This is a genomic window from Kosakonia sp. MH5 (assembly GCF_009935945.1).
GTDB lineage: Bacteria > Pseudomonadota > Gammaproteobacteria > Enterobacterales > Enterobacteriaceae > Kosakonia > Kosakonia radicincitans.
In genome coordinates this window covers 883,728-905,393 of record NZ_QODH01000001.1, presented here as the reverse complement: position 1 = coordinate 905,393, position 21,666 = coordinate 883,728, and the positions used below count along the sequence as shown (strand labels likewise).

26 protein-coding genes are annotated in these 21,666 nt (G+C 52.2%); 16 read left to right on the top strand and 10 right to left on the bottom strand.

Translation table 11 applies throughout. From position 1 onward, the window contains the following. Position 1: 1 nt before the first annotated feature. Together DK872_RS04330 and DK872_RS04325 are read right to left on the bottom strand one after the other, a co-directional pair. Positions 2 to 475 carry a tetratricopeptide repeat protein gene (locus DK872_RS04330; protein WP_161518054.1) on the bottom strand — a complete coding sequence of 158 codons (474 nt, stop codon included), beginning with the start codon at positions 473 to 475 and terminating at the stop codon, positions 2 to 4. 885 nt (positions 476 to 1,360) lie between these two features. Then, positions 1,361 to 2,158, bottom strand: a complete 798-nt coding sequence (locus tag DK872_RS04325) for an IclR family transcriptional regulator (protein WP_035886018.1) — start codon at positions 2,156 to 2,158, stop codon at positions 1,361 to 1,363. Between the two features lie 245 nt (positions 2,159 to 2,403). Here DK872_RS04325 and yiaK point away from each other — a divergent pair, with 245 nt between their 5' ends. The 12 genes from yiaK (at position 2,404) to DK872_RS04265 (ending at position 11,990) form a co-directional block, all read left to right on the top strand. Next, positions 2,404 to 3,402 (top strand): 3-dehydro-L-gulonate 2-dehydrogenase, encoded by a 999-nt coding sequence (yiaK, locus tag DK872_RS04320; RefSeq protein ID WP_090397312.1) that lies wholly within the window; start codon positions 2,404 to 2,406, stop codon positions 3,400 to 3,402. Positions 3,403 to 3,411: 9 nt separating this feature from the next. After that, positions 3,412 to 3,879 carry a YhcH/YjgK/YiaL family protein gene (locus DK872_RS04315; RefSeq protein WP_072438388.1) on the top strand — a complete coding sequence of 156 codons (468 nt, stop codon included), beginning with the start codon at positions 3,412 to 3,414 and terminating at the stop codon, positions 3,877 to 3,879. 24 nt (positions 3,880 to 3,903) lie between these two features. Further along, positions 3,904 to 4,833 carry a DUF4862 family protein gene (locus tag DK872_RS04310; protein ID WP_072438390.1) on the top strand — a complete coding sequence of 310 codons (930 nt, stop codon included), beginning with the start codon at positions 3,904 to 3,906 and terminating at the stop codon, positions 4,831 to 4,833. A gap of 52 nt (positions 4,834 to 4,885) precedes the next feature. Next, complete coding sequence (locus DK872_RS04305; RefSeq protein WP_149289017.1) at positions 4,886 to 6,205, top strand: MFS transporter; 1,320 nt, start codon at positions 4,886 to 4,888, stop codon at positions 6,203 to 6,205. 69 nt (positions 6,206 to 6,274) lie between these two features. After that, positions 6,275 to 7,780, top strand: coding sequence for an FGGY-family carbohydrate kinase (locus DK872_RS04300; protein WP_007373805.1), 1,506 nt, complete (start codon positions 6,275 to 6,277; stop codon positions 7,778 to 7,780). Beyond that, on the top strand, positions 7,777 to 8,433 hold the full coding sequence (gene ulaD / locus DK872_RS04295; protein WP_007373806.1) for a 3-keto-L-gulonate-6-phosphate decarboxylase UlaD: 657 nt from the start codon (positions 7,777 to 7,779) through the stop codon (positions 8,431 to 8,433). The genes DK872_RS04300 and ulaD overlap by 4 nt, the downstream gene beginning before the upstream one ends. Next, positions 8,433 to 9,293: an L-ribulose-5-phosphate 3-epimerase gene (locus DK872_RS04290; RefSeq protein WP_007373807.1), complete on the top strand. Its 861-nt coding sequence runs from the start codon at positions 8,433 to 8,435 to the stop codon at positions 9,291 to 9,293. Before ulaD ends, DK872_RS04290 begins: the two co-directional genes overlap by 1 nt. Beyond that, the gene (araD, locus tag DK872_RS04285) at positions 9,287 to 9,982 is read left to right on the top strand and encodes an L-ribulose-5-phosphate 4-epimerase (protein ID WP_007373808.1); all 696 of its coding nucleotides are present in this window, start codon (positions 9,287 to 9,289) and stop codon (positions 9,980 to 9,982) included. The genes DK872_RS04290 and araD overlap by 7 nt, the downstream gene beginning before the upstream one ends. Before the next feature lie 215 nt (positions 9,983 to 10,197). Beyond that, positions 10,198 to 10,395 carry a hypothetical protein gene (locus DK872_RS04280; protein ID WP_007373809.1) on the top strand — a complete coding sequence of 66 codons (198 nt, stop codon included), beginning with the start codon at positions 10,198 to 10,200 and terminating at the stop codon, positions 10,393 to 10,395. Between the two features lie 2 nt (positions 10,396 to 10,397). Next, a complete protein-coding gene (locus DK872_RS04275; protein ID WP_007373810.1) occupies positions 10,398 to 11,171 on the top strand; it encodes a hypothetical protein in 774 nt (257 codons plus the stop codon). 229 nt (positions 11,172 to 11,400) lie between these two features. Beyond that, positions 11,401 to 11,730, top strand: a complete 330-nt coding sequence (locus DK872_RS04270; protein ID WP_071920469.1) for an SdpI family protein — start codon at positions 11,401 to 11,403, stop codon at positions 11,728 to 11,730. Next, positions 11,727 to 11,990, top strand: a complete 264-nt coding sequence (locus DK872_RS04265) for a MafI family immunity protein (protein ID WP_007373812.1) — start codon at positions 11,727 to 11,729, stop codon at positions 11,988 to 11,990. The genes DK872_RS04270 and DK872_RS04265 overlap by 4 nt, the downstream gene beginning before the upstream one ends. A gap of 84 nt (positions 11,991 to 12,074) precedes the next feature. Here the strand turns inward: DK872_RS04265 and DK872_RS04260 are convergent, their stop codons facing one another. Next, positions 12,075 to 13,613: a methyl-accepting chemotaxis protein gene (locus DK872_RS04260; RefSeq protein ID WP_161518053.1), complete on the bottom strand. Its 1,539-nt coding sequence runs from the start codon at positions 13,611 to 13,613 to the stop codon at positions 12,075 to 12,077. Positions 13,614 to 14,045: 432 nt separating this feature from the next. Continuing rightward, positions 14,046 to 14,618 carry a DUF1349 domain-containing protein gene (locus DK872_RS04255; protein ID WP_071920471.1) on the bottom strand — a complete coding sequence of 191 codons (573 nt, stop codon included), beginning with the start codon at positions 14,616 to 14,618 and terminating at the stop codon, positions 14,046 to 14,048. A gap of 250 nt (positions 14,619 to 14,868) precedes the next feature. On the opposite strand from DK872_RS04255, the gene DK872_RS04250 reads away from it, so the two are divergent. Further along, positions 14,869 to 15,096 (top strand): helix-turn-helix domain-containing protein, encoded by a 228-nt coding sequence (locus DK872_RS04250; RefSeq protein WP_071921839.1) that lies wholly within the window; start codon positions 14,869 to 14,871, stop codon positions 15,094 to 15,096. A gap of 33 nt (positions 15,097 to 15,129) precedes the next feature. On the opposite strand, the gene DK872_RS04245 is transcribed toward DK872_RS04250, so the two are convergent. The 3 genes from DK872_RS04245 to DK872_RS04235 form a co-directional block, all read right to left on the bottom strand. Then, positions 15,130 to 15,651, bottom strand: coding sequence for an N-acetyltransferase (locus tag DK872_RS04245; protein ID WP_071920472.1), 522 nt, complete (start codon positions 15,649 to 15,651; stop codon positions 15,130 to 15,132). Positions 15,652 to 15,654: 3 nt separating this feature from the next. Beyond that, the gene (locus tag DK872_RS04240) at positions 15,655 to 15,924 is read right to left on the bottom strand and encodes a DUF1778 domain-containing protein (protein WP_007373817.1); all 270 of its coding nucleotides are present in this window, start codon (positions 15,922 to 15,924) and stop codon (positions 15,655 to 15,657) included. A gap of 205 nt (positions 15,925 to 16,129) precedes the next feature. Beyond that, positions 16,130 to 16,447 (bottom strand): hypothetical protein, encoded by a 318-nt coding sequence (locus tag DK872_RS04235; RefSeq protein WP_064567913.1) that lies wholly within the window; start codon positions 16,445 to 16,447, stop codon positions 16,130 to 16,132. A 242-nt stretch (positions 16,448 to 16,689) separates the two neighbouring features. On the opposite strand from DK872_RS04235, the gene DK872_RS04230 reads away from it, so the two are divergent. Both DK872_RS04230 and DK872_RS04225 read left to right on the top strand, forming a co-directional pair. Then, positions 16,690 to 16,872 (top strand): hypothetical protein, encoded by a 183-nt coding sequence (locus tag DK872_RS04230; protein ID WP_071920473.1) that lies wholly within the window; start codon positions 16,690 to 16,692, stop codon positions 16,870 to 16,872. A 301-nt stretch (positions 16,873 to 17,173) separates the two neighbouring features. Beyond that, complete coding sequence (locus tag DK872_RS04225; protein WP_161518052.1) at positions 17,174 to 18,364, top strand: hypothetical protein; 1,191 nt, start codon at positions 17,174 to 17,176, stop codon at positions 18,362 to 18,364. Between the two features lie 177 nt (positions 18,365 to 18,541). Here the strand turns inward: DK872_RS04225 and DK872_RS04220 are convergent, their stop codons facing one another. From DK872_RS04220 to DK872_RS04210, 3 genes are read right to left on the bottom strand one after another with little or no spacing between them, the layout of a single operon-like run. Continuing rightward, complete coding sequence (locus DK872_RS04220) at positions 18,542 to 19,084, bottom strand: acireductone dioxygenase (protein WP_071920474.1); 543 nt, start codon at positions 19,082 to 19,084, stop codon at positions 18,542 to 18,544. Further along, positions 19,081 to 19,770 carry an acireductone synthase gene (gene mtnC / locus DK872_RS04215; protein WP_071920475.1) on the bottom strand — a complete coding sequence of 230 codons (690 nt, stop codon included), beginning with the start codon at positions 19,768 to 19,770 and terminating at the stop codon, positions 19,081 to 19,083. Before mtnC ends, DK872_RS04220 begins: the two co-directional genes overlap by 4 nt. Beyond that, the gene (locus DK872_RS04210; RefSeq protein ID WP_035886003.1) at positions 19,767 to 20,381 is read right to left on the bottom strand and encodes a methylthioribulose 1-phosphate dehydratase; all 615 of its coding nucleotides are present in this window, start codon (positions 20,379 to 20,381) and stop codon (positions 19,767 to 19,769) included. Before DK872_RS04210 ends, mtnC begins: the two co-directional genes overlap by 4 nt. A 116-nt stretch (positions 20,382 to 20,497) precedes the next feature. On the opposite strand from DK872_RS04210, the gene DK872_RS04205 reads away from it, so the two are divergent. Then, on the top strand, positions 20,498 to 21,658 hold the full coding sequence (locus DK872_RS04205) for a pyridoxal phosphate-dependent aminotransferase (RefSeq protein WP_071920476.1): 1,161 nt from the start codon (positions 20,498 to 20,500) through the stop codon (positions 21,656 to 21,658). The last annotated feature ends 8 nt before the right edge of the window (positions 21,659 to 21,666 follow it).

Here is a 21,666-nt window from a genome sequence, read left to right as displayed (position 1 = left end):
CTCAACCTTCAGGGCGTTGTGCGTATTCGCGCAGCGCTCTGGCGTAAGGCGCGGTGCGCGCATCCGGGTGCTGCGCAATACAGTTAAGCAGCAAGCTGACCGCCTGTTGATGTTCGCCGAGATTGTGCAGGCACAAAGCATACAATGGCCTTACCTCTGTAGCCTGCGGCCAGCAGGTAAGGATCTCTTCAAACAGGATTTTCGCCTGCGCGTACTGCCCCAGGCAGCGCAGTGTTGAGGCCAGGCCAAAGCGGGCTTCAAATTCATCTTCGCCTGTCAGCCCAGCTTCCAGTGCGGCACGGTACCACTGCTCTGCTTCCTGCTCATTACCTTCGTTATCATACGACCAGGCGATATTCAGCAACGCCAGCGCGCGTAGCGTCGGTTCCGCGACAAGCACTTTCAGCGCCTGGCGGCTTTGTTCGTACTCGCCCTGTTTTCGCAGCGCGATCGCTGCCTGTATTCTGTTATCCATCTCTTCCTTACCTGATAAGCCAACATGGCACAGCGAACTCATCGTAATAAAGAATCAAGGAAAATCCTATATTTTTAAAAGCGCTGGTGAAGCCACTGGGTATGTTTTAATATTATTATTAATTAGTAGTGATAATGAAATTGCGCAGAGCTTAATTAGCGCATGTTAATTATATTTTTTGTTTTTACTGACTCACACAGCAAACTAATCATCACCTTCTGGATTGCATTAATTTTAATTGCAATCATAGCTACTTTTGTCTTTTTTTATAAAAAAATATCAATGGATGTCGTTAAATTTATTGGCTTGTTCTATATCTAATTTATGTTCTTTTGCGCGGTGGCTGTGATCAGCTTTTTACCAGTGATGTTGTTGCCACCAACAATGACCCTCAAAAATTTAACCTGTTTGGGTTGATTGCGGCGCGGATACTGCATTTTTATTGCTAAACTGAAATTAACCCCCTTATTACTCACCATTCTGATGGTCGTGACAATGTTATGGCCTTTTCTGCTTCGGTTGATCCATTTTGCCAGAAATGGAAATAAAATTACTGGCGAAGAAAACAAAGAAACCGGCAACTTACCTGAAGTATCGGGTTATTACTGGCAGCTCGATGTTGCCTGCTAATATTTCCGTGGCAATATATCCGCGTATTAACCTGTTTTTATCTGCGGGTTAAGTGATGCCCATCTATGAGATATCTATTCGGTAGCAGTAACGTTAGCCATTTCCTGGAATTTTGTCGTGCTGACGCAACTGAACTACGGCGACAAAAAGCGCGGTGCTGAAGATGCACCTGCTGATGTTTGGCGCGTTACCAGGCATGATGCGAAGGATCTTCTGCGATCGGCCGGAAAGTCGTGGCTTTCCGGCGTCGTGCAATCAGGCTGTTTTTTCTTCGTAGCCCAGTTCCTGGGAAATCGCTCTGGCGGTATTTTTCAGCGCCGCAAGCAGACGTGCTTCACCTAACAATTCCAGCCGCGAGGTGGAGAGCGAAATGGAGACGGCGTACGGCACGCGGCCCTGAATATCGAACACTGGCACCGCGAGGCAGGAGACGCCTAACTCATTCTCTTCCCTGTCTTTTGCCCACTGCTGCGCACGAATTTCCTGCAACTCCTGCTGCATCACATCGAGCTTATCGATGGTGTAGCGGGTGAGCGGCTTGATCCTCTCCCGGTGGTTTGTCCAGTACTCGACAACATACTCCGGGCGGCCATAAGCCAGGTAGATTTTGCCCATCGCCGAGCAATACAGCTCCTGGTGCTGGCCGATATATGCCCGCGTTCTCAGCATGCCGGTGGTCGGCTCAAGTTTATAAATCAGGATCGCGTGATCATCTTCGCGGGTGGAGAAGTTGATGGTTTCACCGATCTCCAGGTTCAGCGCTTCAAGATGCGGCGCGGCAACATGAATGATGTTTAATGACGACAACGCCTTTTGCCCAATGGCGATGCATTTGGTGGTTAAACGGTAACTGCCTGCCGCCGGTGCGGGTTTGACATAGCCGCAGGATTGCAGCCCCTGCAACAGGCGGTGCACCGTACTTTTGTTCAACTGCGCCAGCTCAGAAAGATGCGCTAACGGGCATCCATTTGGGTAGTTACTCAGAATATCCAGCAGTTGTAATCCCCGAAACAGGCTTTGGCTACCCGACGGTTTCTCTTTTTCTTCTTGCATTGATGCGCTCTCGCTTCCTGCCACTTACGGACCCGTTAAATTTGCCAGCTTCAATACTAACGCAAAATGGAACGGGCCACACAAAATCGCGGTACGTTTGTAACTCATTGATAGTAATAAACTTGGAAATTTAAAGTGACGCGATGATCACATATCTGAATTTTACTATACGGAATGCTATTTCGTATTTTGAAATTCAGGGGTATAAAAAAAGCACAGATGTTCGATGCAATCAGGAGAAAAAAATGAAGGTAACCTTCGAAGAGCTGAAACACGCTTTCAAACGCGTGCTGCTTTCCCGCAAGGTGCGTGAAGAGACTGCCGATGCCTGTGCAGAAATGTTCGCCCGCACCACCGAATCCGGCGTTTATTCCCACGGCGTTAACCGCTTCCCGCGTTTTATTCAGCAACTGGATGCCGGCGACATCATTCCGGAGGCGCAGGCTAAGCGCATCGCCAATCTTGGCGCGATTGAACAGTGGGATGCACAGCGCTCGATTGGCAATCTGACGGCGAAAAAGATGATGGATCGCGCTATCGAACTGGCGTCGGATCACGGCATTGGCCTGGTGGCGGTGCGTAACGCCAACCACTGGATGCGCGGCGGCAGTTATGGCTGGCAGGCGGCGGAGAGAGGTTATATCGGTATCTGCTGGACCAACTCCATCGCCGTGATGCCGCCGTGGGGCGCAAAAGAGTGTCGTATTGGCACTAACCCGCTGATCGTCGCCATTCCCTCCACGCCGATCACCATGGTGGATATGTCGATGTCGATGTTTTCCTACGGCATGCTGGAAGTGAACCGGCTGGCCGGGCGCAAGCTCCCGGTGGATGGCGGCTTCGATGATGATGGCAACCTGACGAAAGAGCCGGGTGTGATTGAGAAAAATCGTCGCATTCTGCCGATGGGTTACTGGAAAGGTTCTGGCCTGTCGATTGTGCTGGATATGATTGCCACGCTGCTTTCTGATGGCGCATCTGTCGCGGAAGTGACGGAGGATAACAGCGACGAATACGGTATTTCTCAGGTCTTTATCGCCATTGAAGTCGATAAGCTGATAGACGGCGCTTCGCGCGATGCCAAGCTGCAACGCATTATGGATTACATCACCACCGCGGAACGCGCTGATGAAAATGCGCCGGTTCGCCTGCCGGGCCACGAGTTTACTCGCCTGCTGGAAGAGAACCGTCACAATGGCATCACCGTGGATGACAGCGTGTGGGCCAAAATCCAGGCGCTGTAAGGAGGAACGATGATCTTCGGCCATATTTCACAGCCCAATCCCTGCCGCTTACCGGCAGCGATTGAAACCGCACTCGAATTTCTGCGCACCACCGATTTCCGCACCCTGCAACCTGGTGTAGTGGAAATTGACGGGCGCACGGTCTTTGCGCAGATTCTTGACCTGACCACCCAGCCCAGGGAGCAGCAGAAACCGGAAGTTCACCGCCGCTATCTGGATATTCAGTTTCTGGCGTGGGGCGAAGAAGAGATCGGTATTGCCATTGACCGCGGAAATAACGTTATTCGGGAAGAACTACTGGCCCAGCGCGATATTATTTATTACCAGGGCAGTGAAAACGAATCCTTTTTTGAAATGGTCCCAGGCAGCTACGCGATATTTTTCCCGCAGGATGTTCATCGTCCGGCCTGTAATAAACATCGCGCAACGGCTATTCGTAAAATTGTTGTGAAGGTGGCGATTGCTGCATTGAATTAATTTGCCACTGAGCAGGAGCGAAATATGAATAATAATGCCGGTTATATTATCGGTGCGTATCCCTGCGCGCCGTCGTTTCACCAACAGGGTGAAGAGCAGGAACGGGATTTCTGGCGGCAACTGGCGGATACGCCGCACATTGCCGGGCTGGAACAGCCTTGTCTGGAGAATCTGCACCCGCTTGGCGATGAGTGGCTGCTGAAACACACGCCGGGCGAGTGGCAGATAGTGGTGACAGCGGTGATGGAAACCATGCGTCGCCGCGCGTCGAACGGCGGTTTTGGCCTCGCCTCCAGCGATGAACAACAGCGCCGCGCCTGCGTTGATTATTACCGCCATCTGCATAACAAAATCCGCGCGGTCAATGCCCGTTTTCCCGGCAAAATCATCGCGCTGGAGATGCAGGCCGCGCCGCTGGCGGGTAATGCCAGCGTGGAACAAGCTACCGACGCATTTGCCCGATCAATCGCGGAAATTGCCCGCTGGGACTGGGATTGCGAGCTGGTGCTCGAACATTGCGATGCCATGAACCAGCCCGCGCCGCGTAAAGGCTTTTTGCCGCTGGAAAATGTACTGGAAACGCTGGCGGGCGTGGAGGTTGGCGTGTGCATTAACTGGGCGCGCTCCGCTATTGAAGGGCGCAATACGACACTACCGCTCAGCCATACGCAACGGGCGCAACAGGCCGGGAAACTGCGCGGCTTGATGTTCTCCGGCACCACGCAGCAGGGCGCGTACGGTGAATGGCAGGATTTGCACGCGCCATTTGCTCCGTTTTGCGCCGAGAGTTTATTAACGGTCGATCGTGCCAGCGCGTTATTTAACGCCACGGCAAACGATAATTTATTATTCAGCGGCATTAAATTACTGGAAATTGATGCCAGGGCCAGTGTTGACCATCGCGTCGCGATATTACGCGACGGCATTACCGCATTAAATAAAGCCAGACAATAAATACAACAAACTCTGTCATCGCATACCTGTTACTTTTAACGAGATGCTAATTATGAATACATCCTCTTACTCTACACCTGCGGATATTCCGCATCAGCGCTGGTTAAGAATAATTCCCCCGATTCTTATCGCTTGCATTATTTCCTATATGGACCGCGTGAATATCGCGTTTGCCATGCCCGGCGGGATGGATCAGGAACTCGGTATTACCGCGTCGATGGCCGGTCTCGCCGGGGGAATTTTCTTTATCGGTTATCTCTTCTTGCAGGTGCCTGGCGGCAAAATTGCTGTGCACGGTAGCGGCAAGAAATTTATCGGCTGGTCGCTGGTGGCCTGGGCGGTGATCTCGGTACTGACCGGGTTGGTCACCAACCAGTATCAGTTACTGGCACTGCGCTTTTTACTCGGCGTGGCGGAAGGCGGCATGCTGCCGGTGGTGCTGACGATGATCAGCAACTGGTTCCCGGATGCGGAACGTGGCCGCGCCAACGCGATTGTGATCATGTTTGTGCCGATTGCCGGTATCGTCACCGCGCCGCTCTCCGGCTGGATCATTACCGCGCTGGACTGGCGCTGGCTGTTTATCATCGAAGGGCTGCTCTCCATTGTGGTGCTGGTGCTGTGGGCGATGACTATCTATGACCGTCCGCAGGAAGCGCGCTGGATCTCGGAGAGCGAGAAAAAATATCTGGTTGAGACGCTGGCGGCAGAGCAGCGCGCGATTGCCGGGAAAGAGGTGAAGAACGCCTCGCTGAGCGCCGTGCTCTCCGACAGAACCATGTGGCAACTGATTGCGCTCAACTTCTTCTACCAGACCGGCATCTACGGCTACACCCTGTGGCTGCCCACCATTCTGAAAGAACTTACTCACAGCACCATGGGGCAGGTGGGCATGCTGGCCATTCTGCCGTACATCGGCGCAATTGCCGGGATGTTTATCTTCTCTTCCCTCTCTGACCGTACCGGTAAACGCAAGCTGTTTGTCTCGTTGCCACTGGTGGGGTTTGCACTGTGCATGTTCTTGTCGGTGGCGCTGAAAGAGAGCATCTGGCTCTCCTATACGGCGCTGGTTGGCTGCGGCTTCTTCCTGCAATCGGCGGCGGGCGTGTTCTGGACCATTCCGGCGCGGCTGTTCAGCGCGGAAATGGCCGGTGGCGCGCGTGGCGTGATTAACGCACTGGGTAACCTTGGCGGTTTCTGCGGCCCGTATGCGGTGGGTGTGTTGATCAACCTCTACAGCAAAGATGCCGGGGTCTATTGCCTGGCGATTTCCCTGGCGCTCGCCGCGTTGATGGCGCTGTTGCTGCCAGCGAAGTGCGATGCGGGAAACGCAGCCGTTAACCCGCTCGGCGCGCGCAAACGCGAAGCCTGACCGCGATGCCCGGTGGCGCGGTGCTTACCGGGCATACAGATAAGCGGCAATAACAACGAGAGCATAAAGATGAGTGAAAAAGAGACCTTCTGGTTGGGTATCGATTGTGGCGGTACTTATCTGAAAGCCGGTTTATATGACAGCCAGGGCCGGGAGCACGGCATTGAGCGCCAGCCATTGAAAACGCTCAGCCCGCAACCAGGCTATGCCGAGCGCGATATGCACGCGCTGTGGACGACGTGTGCCGAAACGATTTCCCGCCTGCTAAAACAGACCCACACACCAGGGAAACTTATTCGCGGCGTGGGGATTTCGGCACAGGGAAAAGGATTATTTCTGCTCGGTAAAAACGACCAGCCATTGGGAACGGCGATCTTGTCCTCCGATCGCCGGGCCCTGGATATTGTCCGCCGCTGGCGTGCTGATGACATCCCGCAAAAACTCTATCCGCTTACCCGCCAGACGTTATGGACCGGGCACCCGGTTTCGCTGCTGCGTTGGATGAAGGAGAACGAACCACACCGTTATGCACAGATTGGCTGCGTGATGATGGGGCACGACTATTTACGCTGGTGCCTGACCGGTCGCAAAGGCTGCGAAGAGAGCAATATCTCCGAATCCAATCTCTACAACATGGAAAGCCAGCGCTACGACGCACGATTGTCGCAGTGGCTGGGTATTCAGGAAATTGACGCCGCGCTGCCGCCGATTGTCCGCTGCGCCGAAATTTGCGGGGAAATCACCGCTCAGGCAGCCGCCATAACCGGTCTGGCGGCGGGTACGCCCGTCGTTGGCGGTCTGTTTGATGTGGTTTCCACCGCACTCTGCGCCGGATTGCAGGATGAGCAGCGGCTCAATGCGGTAATGGGAACATGGGCGGTGACCAGCGGCATTGCCAACGGGCTTCGCGATCACGAAGCGCATCCTTATGTTTACGGTCGCTACGTCAATGACGGCCAGTACATCGTGCATGAAGCCAGCCCGACTTCCTCGGGCAATCTTGAGTGGCTCACCGCTCAGTGGGGAGACATCTCTTTCGACGAGATCAACCAGGCGGTGGCCAGCCTGCCGAAAGCAGGCAGCGAGCTGTTCTTCCTGCCGTTTCTCTACGGCAGCAACGCCGGGCTGGAGATGACCAGCGGTTTTTACGGCATGCAGGCGCTGCACACCCGCGCGCATCTGTTGCAGGCGGTGTATGAAGGCGTGGTGTTCTGCCATATGACTCACCTCAATCGCATGCGGGAACGCTTTACCGCGGTACGCGCGTTGCGGGTCACTGGCGGCCCGGCGCACTCCGACGTGTGGATGCAGATGCTGGCGGATGTCAGCGGCTTAGCGGTGGAATTACCGCAGGTGGAAGAGACCGGCTGCTTCGGCGCGGCGCTGGCGGCGCTGGTTGGCACCGGCGTATTCCGCGATTTTCACCACGCGCAGCAAACGCTGAAGCATGACATTCGTACGCTCACTCCCGATATGGCCGCGCACGCCGCCTACCAGCGCAAATACGCGCATTACCAGTTTTTGATTGAAGCACTACAGGGCTTTCACGCCCGCATTAAGGAGCAGACGTTATGAGCCGACCATTACTGCAACTGGCGCTCGACCATACCAGCCTTGCGGCTGCCCGGCGCGATGTGGCGTTGTTACAGGATCACGTGGACATCGTCGAAGCCGGCACCATTTTGTGCCTTAGCGAGGGGCTAAACGCCGTACGCGCCCTGCGTGCGCAGTGCCCGGAGAAGATTATCGTTGCCGACTGGAAAGTGGCCGATGCCGGAGAAACACTGGCGCAACAGGCGTTGGGCGCGGGCGCGAACTGGATGACCATTATCTGCGCTGCGCCGCTGGCGACCATTGAGAAAGGCCACGCCGTGGCGCAGGCGCATAACGGCGAAATTCAGATCGAACTGTTCGGCAACTGGACGTTTGATGATGCCCGAGACTGGTACCGCATTGGCGTGCGTCAGGCGATTTACCACCGTGGACGCGATGCGCAGGCCAGCGGCCAGCAGTGGGGCGAGGCCGATCTGGCGCGGATGAAAGCGCTGTCGGATATCGGCCTTGAACTGTCGGTGACTGGTGGCCTGCAGCCTGCCGATCTGCCGCTGTTTAAAGATATTAACGTCAAAGCCTTTATTGCCGGGCGTGCGCTTTCCGGCGCGGCGGATCCGGCACAGACCGCGAGCGATTTCCACGCGCAAATTCGCGCCATCTGGGGAGATAACTAATGCGTACGCATCCGTTAGGCATCTATGAAAAAGCGCTGGCGAAAGAGCTGAGCTGGCCGGAGAGGCTGGTGCTGGCGAAAAGCTGCGGTTTCGATTTTGTCGAAATGTCAGTGGATGAAACCGATGAGCGCTTATCACGGCTGGAGTGGAGCACTGCGCAGCGGGCATCGCTGGTGGAAGCGATGCTGGAAACCGGCGTGGCAATTCCTTCGATGTGCCTCTCTGCGCACCGGCGTTTTCCGTTTGGCAGCCGCGATGAAGCGGTGCGCGAGCGGGCGCGCGACATCATGCGCAAAGCGATTCGTCTGGCGCGCGATCTGGGTATTCGCACCATTCAGCTTGCCGGTTACGACGTCTATTACGAAGAGCATGACGAAGGCACGCAGCAGCGTTTTGCCGAAGGGCTGGCGTGGGCGGTGGAACAGGCCGCCGCCGCGCAAGTGATGCTGGCGGTCGAGATCATGGATACCGCCTTTATGAACTCGATCAGTAAGTGGAAAAAGTGGGATGAGATGCTCGCGTCGCCGTGGTTCAGCGTCTATCCGGATGTCGGCAACCTCAGCGCGTGGGGCAACGATGTCAGTGCCGAACTGTCGCTGGGTATCGACCGTATTGCCGCCATTCACCTGAAAGACACACAGCCGGTGACTGATGACAGCCCCGGCCAGTTTCGTGATGTGCCGTTTGGTGAAGGCTGCGTCGACTTTGTCGGCGTGTTCCGCACGCTGCAACAACTGAACTACCGCGGCGCATTTTTGATTGAGATGTGGACCGAAAAAGCCAAAGAGCCGGTGCTGGAGATTATTCAGGCGCGGCGCTGGATTGAAGCGCGTATGCAGGAAGGAGGATTCGCATGTTAGAACAACTGAAAGCCGAGGTGCTGGCCGCCAACCTGGCGCTGCCCGCTCATCATCTGGTGACCTTTACCTGGGGCAATGTCAGCGCCGTGGACGACACGCGCACGTTGATGGTGATCAAACCGTCTGGCGTGGAATATGAGGTGATGACTGCCGACGATATGGTAGTGGTGGAGATTGCCAGCGGGCGCGTGGTGGAGGGGAGCAAAAAACCGTCGTCCGATACGCCGACGCACCTGGCGTTGTACCGCCGTTTCCCGCAGATTGGCGGCATTGTGCATACGCATTCGCGCCATGCCACTATCTGGTCGCAGGCCGGGCTGGATCTGCCGGCATGGGGCACCACGCACGCCGATTACTTCTATGGCGCTATTCCCTGTACGCGGCTGATGACCGAAGAGGAGATCAACGGCGAATATGAGTATGAAACCGGGGAAGTGATCATCAAAACCTTTGAACAGCGCGATATTGACCCGATGCAGATCCCGGCGGTGCTGGTGCATTCGCACGGCCCGTTTGCGTGGGGCAAAAACGCGGCGGATGCAGTGCATAACGCGGTGGTGCTGGAGGAGTGCGCTTACATGGGGCTGTTCTCACGCCAACTGTCCCCGCAGCTTGCGGATATGCAGCAGGCATTGATGGACAAACACTATCTGCGTAAGCACGGTTCGCACGCCTATTACGGCCAGTAAATGGCAGACCGGAGGGGAGCGTCCTCCGGTTTTTTATTTCAAAAAGCGGCTATTGAATTTGCACCCCTACTTCGCACATCGGCGATGTTAATCCGCTATTCATGGCGTAAGCGTCCGGCGCACTGCTGGTCATTCATCACGCCCTATTTGCTTCTGTTCGGATAAAAAAACACATAATCCGCAGTCGGTTTCTATACTGACTGCGGAGGTGATGAATGAAAAAAATGTTGTATTCGTTGTTTGCCAGTCCCGATCGGTTATTGCAGGTGATGAGCCATAGCGAGATCCAGGATTCGATTGAAGATGGCGATCGTATTGTTGTTGATGCCGACGGTAATACCTCGGTGAATATTCACTGTCAGCAGGTGCAGGACGATTTTAAACGTCATGTTGACGCATTGAAGAGGGCGTAAATATGGGAACCGCCATCTTCATGGTATTAATGGTTTGCGGCTACTGGTATACCTCGCACGATCTCTCCACGCGCTTTAAATTCAAACGTAGCTTCGGCTGGGATGTCTATTTTCTGGTGGCGCTTTATGGCTGCGTTTTTGTCCTGCAGGGCATTCTGGCCACGGCGCTGCTATGGCTGTGTCTGTTAATCGCTTCCACCGTGATGAACCAACTGCCTGCGGAATTTGGCGCCGAACAGCATCACTTGCACATGAGTTTTATGAACTGGAGCTTTTTAGGCATTCAGGCGCCGGTGGTGATTATGCTGGCTTTTGCCGTTCTGTTTTGTCTCTGGCGATCAAACTGGTCCGGCAGCGCGCGGCTGGACAGCTCCGGGCGTCGTGAACTGTATAAACACCTGTCACGCGCCAACGGCGTGGAAGGGCTGATTTATCAATGTATGGAAACGGGCGATCTGGCGTGGATAACGCTTAAGTCGCAGCGCATTTACATCGGTATGATCCACACTGCTACGTTTGACAGCGGCGATGCGAACAACATTGTGCTGATCCCGATGTTGAGCGGCTATCGCGATGAAAAGACGCTGGATCTGCATGTCGAGCACAACTACAGCGCGTGGTACGCCGAACACAATATCGAGCTGGCTTCCGGGCCGCGCCCGGCGCTGGATTTCCGCAAAGTGCTGCTGTTATCGCAGGTTGAGAGCCTGTCGCTGTTTGACCCGGCGCAGGTGCTGGCAATGGGAATTCATCGCCAGCGGGAACAGCAAGCGTAACCCGGTTTGCCGGATAAGCGCGCCATCCGGCAACGCCTTTCTTGCACAGCAGTCGATCTGCTACTGTCGGCTGCAGTGACAGCCGTGCGTGTTGTGAAATTCACCCACCAGGATTTGTGGGTTCTTATTTCGTCATCCAGGGCGCAATATCCCGACCTGGGGATATTAAGGGTTTTATCCCTTTGTCGGGATAACGATAAAAGCCCGCAATGGGAAAGGAGCTTCACCCATGAACGAGACCTTTGTTTACCTGAGCATCGGTTGCCTGGTTCTGATGGCGCTGGCGATCCCGCTGGCGTGGCAGCGCATTAAACCGAACCGTTTTTACGGTGTGCGCACGGCGCTTACGCTGCGTGATGAAGCGGCCTGGTATCGGGCGAACCGCGTATTTGGTGTGACGATGTTATTTTGCGGCGCAGCGTTTTTTCTGCTCTCGGTGCTGCTCGGCAACTGGCGCGAGAGGGGGAGCCAGGCTATCAGTGTTGTATTGTTTTTGATTGCGGTGTCGGTTCCGGCGTTAGCGGCACTGGTGACGAATAAAGGCGGAGAAGTGCGATGATGGATGTAAGAGTGAAAGCCTTTGGCGCGCGCTTTTTCGGGCGTGTGGACGCTGAAAGGCTGCAATTTGCCATCGATTATGTGGATTACAACGAAAGCGGGCTGGCTTTTGAAACGATCTGCGATTACCTCATTGAAGCGGATGCTCCCCTCAGCGAAGAAGAGTACCGGCTGGCGGAAGAACTGTACCGCGATATGGAAATGAAATGGGGCGGCAGTTGCCTGAAATACTTGCAGGTGCTGGTGGCTTCGCGACAATAAAGTAACCCGATCTTCTGCACTGCTGTTACCCCGTATTCTGAGTACAACCGGCCGGGTAAGCGCGAGCGCCACCCGGCATTTCGGCTACAACCTGAACGCATTCACATCATTCAGCAGCTTCCCGGCCTGATGGCTGAGCGAATTGGCGGCGGTAGCCATCTGTTCGACCATTGCGGCGTTCTGTTGCAGGTTACCTTCCATCTGGCTGACGGCAATATTCACCTGCTCAATACCGTGGCTCTGCTCGCTGGATGAGTTATTCACCTGATTAATCAGCAATGTGGTTTCATCCACTGCACCCAGCGCATTATTCATCCGCGTAGTAACACTGGAGGCATAGCTGACCCCTTCACTGACATTCTTAATCGCTTCATCGATCAGCCCGCGAATATCCCGTGCCGCAACGGATGAGCGGTGCGACAGCGAACGCACTTCGCCCGCCACAACGGCAAAGCCTTTGCCCTGTTCGCCCGCGCGGGCGGCTTCCACCGCCGCATTGAGCGCCAGAATGTTGGTCTGGAAGGCGATGCTGTCAATAATGTCGGTGATTTCAGAGATCTTCGCCGATGAAGCGGAAATATCGTCGATCGATTTTTGCAGGGAACTCAGTTCGCGATGATTTTCGTTCATCATCGTCTGCAGACGGCCAATAAAGACATTCGCCTCCTGTGCGTTGTCCTTATTGTGTTTCACCGTCGCTGAAAGCTGGTTCATACTGGCGGCAGTCTGTTCCAGCGAGGACGCCTGTGATTCTGTGCGTGAAGAGAGATCGTCGTTGCTTTTGGCGATTTCACTGGCGGCGGTATCGACTTCACTGCTGGCCTCTTTCACGCTACTCAATACATTGCGGATTTTTTCCATCAGGCCATTAAAACTCGCCGCAGTCGCGCCCAGTTCATCTTTTTTATCGAGATCCACTTTCAGGGTTAAATCCAGTGATTCGCTGATAGTGCCCATACTGGTTTGTAGGTTTTTCAATCCTTTATTTAGATAGCCAAGAATGAGTGAGGCAAATACGGCAATCAGTACTAATAAAAAGATAATCGTTGAAATTAATAACCAGAACGTATTTTGATACTGCGTATGGTTATTCGCCGCATATTCCTTAGCGATATTATAATTGCGCTTCAACATTTCCGTGATATTCGCACTTAATGCAGAGGAAGCCTTGGCAATAATTCCACCATCCGACACCATCTGCCGAGCAGCCTCGATACCGTCACGGTGGTAAACGCCTGTCATCGATTCTAATTTCTGCGCATAATCAGCAAAAGATTGTTGTGTGCTGGCCAGTTGCCGGGCATCAGTATCATCACTGATTAAATTCGCTTTGTAATATTCAAATATCGCTTTGGTTTTATTCAACTCATCTTTCGCTTGCGCCATATGTTTAGTAAAAACGGCTTCATCATTAAGCAGCAATGACATCAGAATTTGCCGCCTTGCCTCTTCGCGATGCTGTAGTGCCTCGCTGAGTTTACTGATACTTGGCAGACTATTATCAATAACATAATCAAAGCGTTCTTGAGCTTTGTCTAATGCGCGAATACTCAAGCCGCCGAGCAGAAGCATGGCGACAAAGGTAATGGCAAAAACAAATAGCAGTTTTTTTAAAATAGTCATAACGTCCTCAGATACATTCCATTTCCAGGGGTGATGTTATTTTTATCGGCGACTAAAGGGAAATCTTCATGGTTAAAAAAATAAAAAATCGTTTTTGTTTTATTCCTGATTAACGATTAAAAAAAACCATATAATACAAAGGGTAAATATGTCCGGGAGGATTTTACGGTGTCGCCTGTATAATATATTTTTCGTGTTTTTGATTTCTTTTGATAAATATATTCTACATCTTTACATATTACTAACAACCCAATGTAGCGTTACTGAAATATAATTAAGGTGCAGTATAAAAATAATGATTAACGCTACCTGATTATCCATCGGCAGGTAATGCGCTGAGTGCTTTTTAGAGAAGCGTGTTACCGGCCAGCTACGTTATTCAGGGAAACCGGACTGGCCGGATTTTGTGAGCAGAGAAGGCGGGGCAAAACATTAGCTGAGATCGTGAAGATCTTTCTCCAGCAGCGGCGTTAACGCCATTTCAGTAAAACTCACTGCCAGCCCGCTTCGCTCCGGCGTGCAACACATCACGCCGACCGCACAGCGCGGATGGGGAAAATGGCACAGCCGCAGCAGCGGCCAGACGCGTCCGTCGGTGGAGTATTGCAGTCGCAATGCGTCGCCTTTGCGGCTCAGCCGCAGCCAGAAATCCCCCGCGTCGCCAGTGAAAATACCGGTCGCCCAGTCCGAAAAGCCCTGCGTTAGTACGCTGCCGATGGCGGGCGCGCCGTCATTAAACTCAATCCCGGCTTTTAACCAGTTCTGCTCATCCGCCACCAACAGCACGCCCGCCTGATCGTACAGCGCGGAAAAATGCGCCTGGATCCGCACCTGAAAGGTGAAATCGCCCGCTACATCACGCACATAACCGTGGCCGCTGAAGCGCTCAAACCCGTACCAGGTTTTGCGCCAGAAATCGGTGTTGCCATCGGTGAGCACCTCGATTTTGCCCTGCGCTTCGCGCCACTGCTGCGGTTCATTGATCCAGTAAAAATCACCCGACATGTTTCGCTCCTTTTGTCTGTTGGCTTAAGGAGTGTTGCTGGTGGAGGGGGAGATTGCCAGCGGGCTACGCGGTGTATTCTGCGCGGATCACACCTTTTGGTCGAAAGGCATTGCGAGAAACGATTAGCTACCGTAAATACGCAGAAAGCGCCGCGGTAAAAACAGAGGCCTCTCTGACTGGTTGTTTCATTTGGGGTAAAAGGCGCTCATGAAAATGAGATTTCGCAATAGTGAAAAAAGAGTGGAGCAAATGGCATCCGTCTATTCAGAAGAGTACCAGCGCGTGATCATCGCGCTCAAAAAAGCCCGTAAAGAACGAGGCATTACTCAGGCGCAACTTGCCGAAGCGCTTGGTCGCCCGCAATCTTTTATCGCCAAAATTGAGAGTGGTGAAAGAAGGTTAGATGTGGTTGAGTTTGTGCATCTGGCGAGATTGGTGGGCCTGGAGCCAGGGGATATATTGCAGGGGATACGTTAACGAACGGCGTTACCCACTGCCGCTGGAGATAGCTTACTCTTCGAACAGGCGTTCAATAGACTTTGTTGGATAGAACAGTGAATGCTGGTTGCCATCGGCTAACGGAATGAAGCCCAGCTTTTCATAGAATTTTTTGGCGTTGCCAGTGAGTGCTTCGACAAATAATCCATATACGCCGATGGTAAGTGAGGCGGTGTAAACCACCCTCATAGCATGAGCCACCAGGATTTCTCCCCAGCCGTTTCCCTGGAGTGATTTATCAATAGCGAGCCGACCTAATATGACGCAGGGGACATTGTGATAAGGCACCTTTTTTTGCTGCGTTTTCGTGGGCAGTTGTTCTTTCTCGAAACTGCCGCCAGACAAGGTGTAATAGCCTAAAATGCGCGGCCTGGGCGTTTTCGTCACAAGGAGCCAGGCACGTAAAATTTTGCCATCATGCTGGCGTTTGAGATGGTTGGTTAAAAAAGCGTTGAGCGATACCTCACCACAATCAAAACCTCCTGTTTCATACTCTGTCTCTCCTGAGAACATCTCAATGGTCAGGTTGTCCACGATTCACTCCATGTTTTGCAGACGTTTTGCGGCGCGTTTAAGTTTGTCATTCGGTGCTGGTGGGTTTTCGATAGCATCCATAACCCTGTTCCATGATTCCTCGCTGAGAATCAGGCGACGGTGCTGTTCAATCACTTCCGCGGCGCGTTCAGAAGCGCTGTTAACCAGAAACTGTGTGACCGTCTGATTGGTCATTGCCGCCGCTTCTTCGATCATTTTCTTATCCTCATCCGTTAGTCGCAGATCTATGCGCTGTTTTTTCAGTGCGGGCATAGCGGTTCTCTCCCCGGCGGCCTGAATTTATACAGACCAGCCAATAATCTTTATCAGTTTACGTACGGATAAAATCCGTACATAACGATAAGATCAGACAGCGCGAATTGCAACTCAAACCAGGTATCTGTCGCAAGGGATGTGAAATGAAAAACCGAGCAGGCTCCCAAAAACGTTGACTGCGCGCCGTGGGAGCCATGTCGGGTTAGAGCAGATAATCCTCTGCGATAATTTTTCGTTCAGTGATTTGATGAAGTTCCATCAACGCCGGGAGCAGGGTTGCGGCGGATTTTAACCCGTGGCCCAACTGGCACAGGCTTTCGCGGGAAAACTCCAGGACGTCGCTGTCTGCAAACGAGACAAAGGTTTTGCCCAGAAAGTGCAGACCATGGCAAAGCCCGGCAATGTGTTCTTCACAACCGTTCGCCAGTTGAAAAGTCTCTTCCGCGCTGAGCTGCGAGAGATCCAGTTTCCGGAAAATATCGCGCAGTTCAGAGGAGAGGATATCGGTGTCAGGCAGCATTGCGCACCTCCCGCGAAGCGGAGAGACGAACAACAGACAGGCAAACAAAAGCGTTAAGAGAGAAGGGGTTGGGCTTTAAATATCCGTACGTGGTACCATTGGCAACAGCCATACATTACCTCCAGTAATGATGTGGTTAGACGCCTCGACAGTGTTCCCGCACTTCGGGGCGTTGCTTTTTAAATTCACTACATTGGTGTACATTGAACACCAGCATGTAAAATATACAGGAGCGGCAACCAATGTCAACCAAAGACAACCAAAAAGAAAGGCACGTTGTGCAACTCCGTCTGGATGCTGATCTATCAGAAAGACTGGCTATCGCGATGAAAGAAGATGGTGATGACAACAAAGCAGGGTGGATTAAGCGGCTGTTGCGCAGGGAGTTGGATCGCCGAAGTATAGATCTTAAGCGAGAAAGATAAAGAAAATCATATTACATGAATTATTAGATATAAGGTATGGTGTGGTTATAGTGGCATATAGTATGTGGATATGGCTTTAGTAAATTTGATTTTTATGACATGTTCTAAAACATGATATATAGAATTGCCTTTAATTTTATAGGAGCTAGTTTTTCTTTTTGTGAGTTTAATTGCAAAAATTTTTTATCATATAGGTTATTAAAGTCCCCAGTATGGAAACTTAATCATAGAAGGTGGCTAGTATTGATTGCATGGCGATTTTTCAGAATATATTAATTTTTTTATTTAAAAGGAAATCGATATGTCAGAATCGAATCAGCCGGAAAAAGTTAATGTTGAAGCTAAAGAAAGTCAAAAAAAAAGGACACGTAAAATTGTTCCATATCCACTGTGCCCAGTACAGGAATGTTTTAAGCTTGCTGCCTCTATTTATGAGTTAGGCATGGGACATAAGGTCAGAAGAGTAACTCTTTTTGATCAAATCAATCGTTCTCCAGATAGTGGTCCCTCCAGAACTTTAATATCGAATACAAATAAATATGGCTTAATAAAAGGAGGATATCAGGCAGAATATTTAGAATTAACTGCTGCTGGGGTTGCATTATTCAGTGAGAGTAGCGATGCTATCAGCAAAATCAAAGCTAAAATTGAAATTGCTATATTGAATGTTGAACCTTTGAATCAGTTGTATCAGAAATTTGTTGGTAATAAATTACCCGCAAAATCCGTATTGGCTGATATTTTAAAAGAAAATGAAGTCCTTGACAGTTCTATTGACACACTCGTAGACATATTTATAGTTAACGCAGAGTTTTGTGGTGCTTTGCAGACCCTATCAGGAGCTGCAAGACTAGTTAGTATCGAGCATATTATCGAATCACAAATCTCATCAGAGGTTAAATCTTTTACATCAAGTAAAGTAATACAACCTCCAGGAATTCAGGATAGTTCTCTGACACAAGAAATTTCTTCTGTTGTCACTTCTGGTAACTCTAATTTTGATACAACATGTTTTTATATTACGCCTATTGGAGCAGAAGACTCTGAGCATCGGAAGCATTCAGATTTGTTGCTTGGTTCTATTGTCGAGCCAGCTATTGAACCATTAGGGTTGAAATTAGTAAGAGCTGATTCTATTGATAAGCCCGGGCTAATTACCAATCAAATCATTGAATATATATTAAGATCAAAGTTGGTAATTGTAGATCTTTCTTTTCATAACCCCAATGTTTTTTATGAATTGGCTCTGAGACATGTCTCTCGGTTACCAGTTATTCAGATTGTTAGGAAGGGAGATAATATCCCTTTTGATGTTGGGAATTTCAGAATAATAATTTTGGATTTTACAAGTATATATACATTAGTGCCAAAGCTTGAAACATATAAATCCGATATTCGCTCCCAAGCTAGAACAGTATTGGAAGATCCTGGGATTGTCGAAAATCCTGTAATATCTGTTTATCCGAATCTTAAACTTAGCTTGGGACAATGAATGTCAGATAAAAATAATAAAAGTGTGGATGTGATTATGTTTCAATAAATTAAACAACTTTTATCAGAATGACCTTTTATGTCGGTCGATAAATGAAAGTTGGTTGGAACCTATATAAAATTAGAATGCCGGATGGAGTTAACGCTCATCCGGCCTAAATTCTGTGTTAGGTATGAATCACGCCAACCTTGGATACCCTTCCGCAATATCACTCCCGGTAAATTGCGCAATCCAGCCTTCGGGATTATCGAAAATCCTGATCGCGGTGAAGTTCGGTTCCGATCCCATATCAAACCAGTGCGGGGTGCCGGCGGGTACGGAAATCAGGTCGTTCTTCTCGCACAGCACCTGGTAGATCTCGCTGCCGATGTGCAGACAGAACAGGCCCGCGCCTTCAACGAAGAAGCGGACTTCATCTTCACCGTGGGTGTGTTCGTTGAGGAATTTGGCGCGCATCGCCTCTTTTTGCGGGTTGTCGGCGCGCAGGCTGATCACATCCCAGCTCTGATAGCCTTTTTCGGCCACCAGTTTGTCGATGGCATGCTGGTAAGCGGTGATCACCGTCTCTGGCGTCGGGTTGGCGCCCAGATCGCGGTCCGCCTGCCAGCGTTCAAAACGCACGCCTTTGGCGTTTAGCTGCTGCTGAATTTCACTGGCCTCTGTGCTGTGCCACACCGGCGTGCTGGCATCTTTGTCGGTATAAATCGTCAGTGCGCTCATGAAGGGATCTGCTCCGGCTTAATGTTACTGAAAGAGTTAACCTGGTGATGATGGCTGGCTGCGTCATCATCGCCGCGAATCAGTTGCGTGGTGCGAAAACCTGCCGCTTCGGCCGCGTCCAGCTCCTGATGAATATCGGAGAGGAACAGAATGGAAGCGGGCGGCTGCCCGATTTGCGTCGCAATATTGCGGTACGACTGCACGTCCCGTTTCGCGCCGACCAGCGTGTCGAAATATCCGCTGAACAGATGAGTAATATCACCTTCGTCGCTGTAGCCAAATAACAGTTTTTGCGCCTCCACTGAGCCAGAGGAATATACATACAGATCAATGCCCTGTGCTTTCCATTTTTCCAGAGCAGGCAGCACATCCGGGTAGAGATGGCCTTTAAAATCGCCATTCACATAGCCGTCGCGCCAGATGATCCCCTGCAACGCCTTCAGCGCCGTCGATTTACGATCTTCATCCATAAAGGCAAACAGCACCTCGATCAGTTCGGCGGCGGTTGCCTCCGGTTGCGCCACTTCTTCACGCAGATTATTGAGGATGGTGCTGACCGGCTCTTTGTACTGCTCTGCGGTGACAAACCCGGCCAGACGCTCGCGGGCGTACGGGAACAGGACGTTGTGCACAAAGCGGATGTCACTGGTGGTGCCTTCAATATCGGTAACGATAGCGCGGATCATGGTCTCTCCAGCAGGCGACGCTGCATTTCGCATTCAAATAAAAATTCCAGCCCTTCCAGATGGCGACGAGCTTCGGCGACATCGCGCCCCCAGCAGGTCAGCCCGTGGCCGCGCAGCAGAAAACCATAACGCAGCGGGTGCGTCTGCGCATAGTCGGCAATGCGTGCGGCCAGCGCGTCGATATCCTGATCGTTATCGAAAATCGCCACCGGCACGGTGTCGAGGTGCGTGGTCTGGCCGCTGAGGGATTTTTGCATTTCAAAGCCGTTCAGCAACAGGGCAGAGGATTTCTCCACCCGTGAGAGCACCGTAGCGTTCACCGTGTGCACATGCAGCACCGCGTTCGCTTGCGGGTAGAGGCGATAAATCAAAGTATGCAGGCCGGTTTCCGCCGAGGGTTTGCGGCCGGAGGGCGCGTGGTTATCGGCAATGGAAACCTGCAAAAAATCCGCTGTCGTCAGGCTGCCTTTGTCTTTGCCGGATTCGCTCAGCCAGCACCAGTCGGCGTCCTGGCGCACGGACATGTTACCGCCGGTGGCGGGCGCCCAGCCTTTCGCGCCGATCCAGTGGCAGGCGGCGACGAGTTGTTGGAGTTGCAGGTGGTCTGTCATAACCCTTCCTTATAAGGAATATTGTTATCGTATAGACGTCTAAGCGTCTTGATTGCCAAATGCTAACATCGTGTTATAGTGGCAGCAACACGCGTATTACAAGCAGGCACACAACGATGAGCAATAACGCATTGATTCCGCAAAGTAAACTCCCCGCTTTAGGCACCACCATCTTCACGCAAATGAGCGCGCTGGCGCAGCAGCACAACGCCATTAATTTGTCGCAGGGCTTCCCGGATTTCGACGGCCCGCGCTATTTGCAGGAGCGGCTGGCGTTTCATGTGGCGCAGGGGGCGAATCAATACGCGCCGATGACCGGTGTGCAGGCGCTGCGCGAAGCCATTGCCGATAAAACGGCGGAACTGTACGGCCATAAACCGGATGTGAACACCGATATTACGGTGACCGCCGGGGCGACAGAAGCGCTGTATGCGGCGATCACTGCGCTGGTGCGTCAGGGTGATGAAGTGATCTGTTTTGACCCGAGCTACGACAGCTACGCGCCTGCGGTGGAGCTTTCTGGCGGTGTGCTGAAACGCATTGCTTTGCAGCCGCCGCACTTTCGCGTTGACTGGCAGCAGTTTGCCGCGCAGCTCAGCGATCGTACGCGGCTGGTGATTCTGAATACACCGCATAACCCGTCGGCAACGGTATGGCGCAAAGCGGATTTTGCCGCGCTGTGGCAGGCGATTGCCGATCGTGAAATCTACGTGCTGAGCGATGAAGTGTACGAGCACATCTGTTTTGCCGAAGAGGGCCATGCCAGCGTGCTGGCGCATCCGCAACTGCGCGAGCGGGCAGTGGCGGTATCGTCATTCGGTAAAACCTATCATATGACTGGCTGGAAAGTGGGGTACTGCGTCGCGCCTGCCGCCATCAGCGCCGAATTGCGCAAAGTACATCAATATCTGACTTTCTCGGTCAATACCCCGGCGCAACTGGCGCTGGCGGATATGCTGCGCGCCGAACCGGAACATTATCGCCAGTTGCCGGAATTTTACCGCGCACGTCGCGATGTGCTGGTGAATGCGCTCAGCAACAGCAAGCTGGAGATTTTGCCGTGCGAGGGGACTTACTTCCTGCTGGCGGATTACAGCGCGGTTTCCGATCTAGATGACGTGAGTTTCTGTCAGTGGCTGACCAAAGAAGTGGGCGTGGCGGCGATCCCGCTGTCGGTGTTCTGCGCCGATCCCTTCCCGCACAAGCTGATTCGCCTGTGCTTCGCGAAACAGGAATCGACGCTGCTGGCAGCGGCAGAGCGCCTGCGTAAGCTGTAATGCTTCCC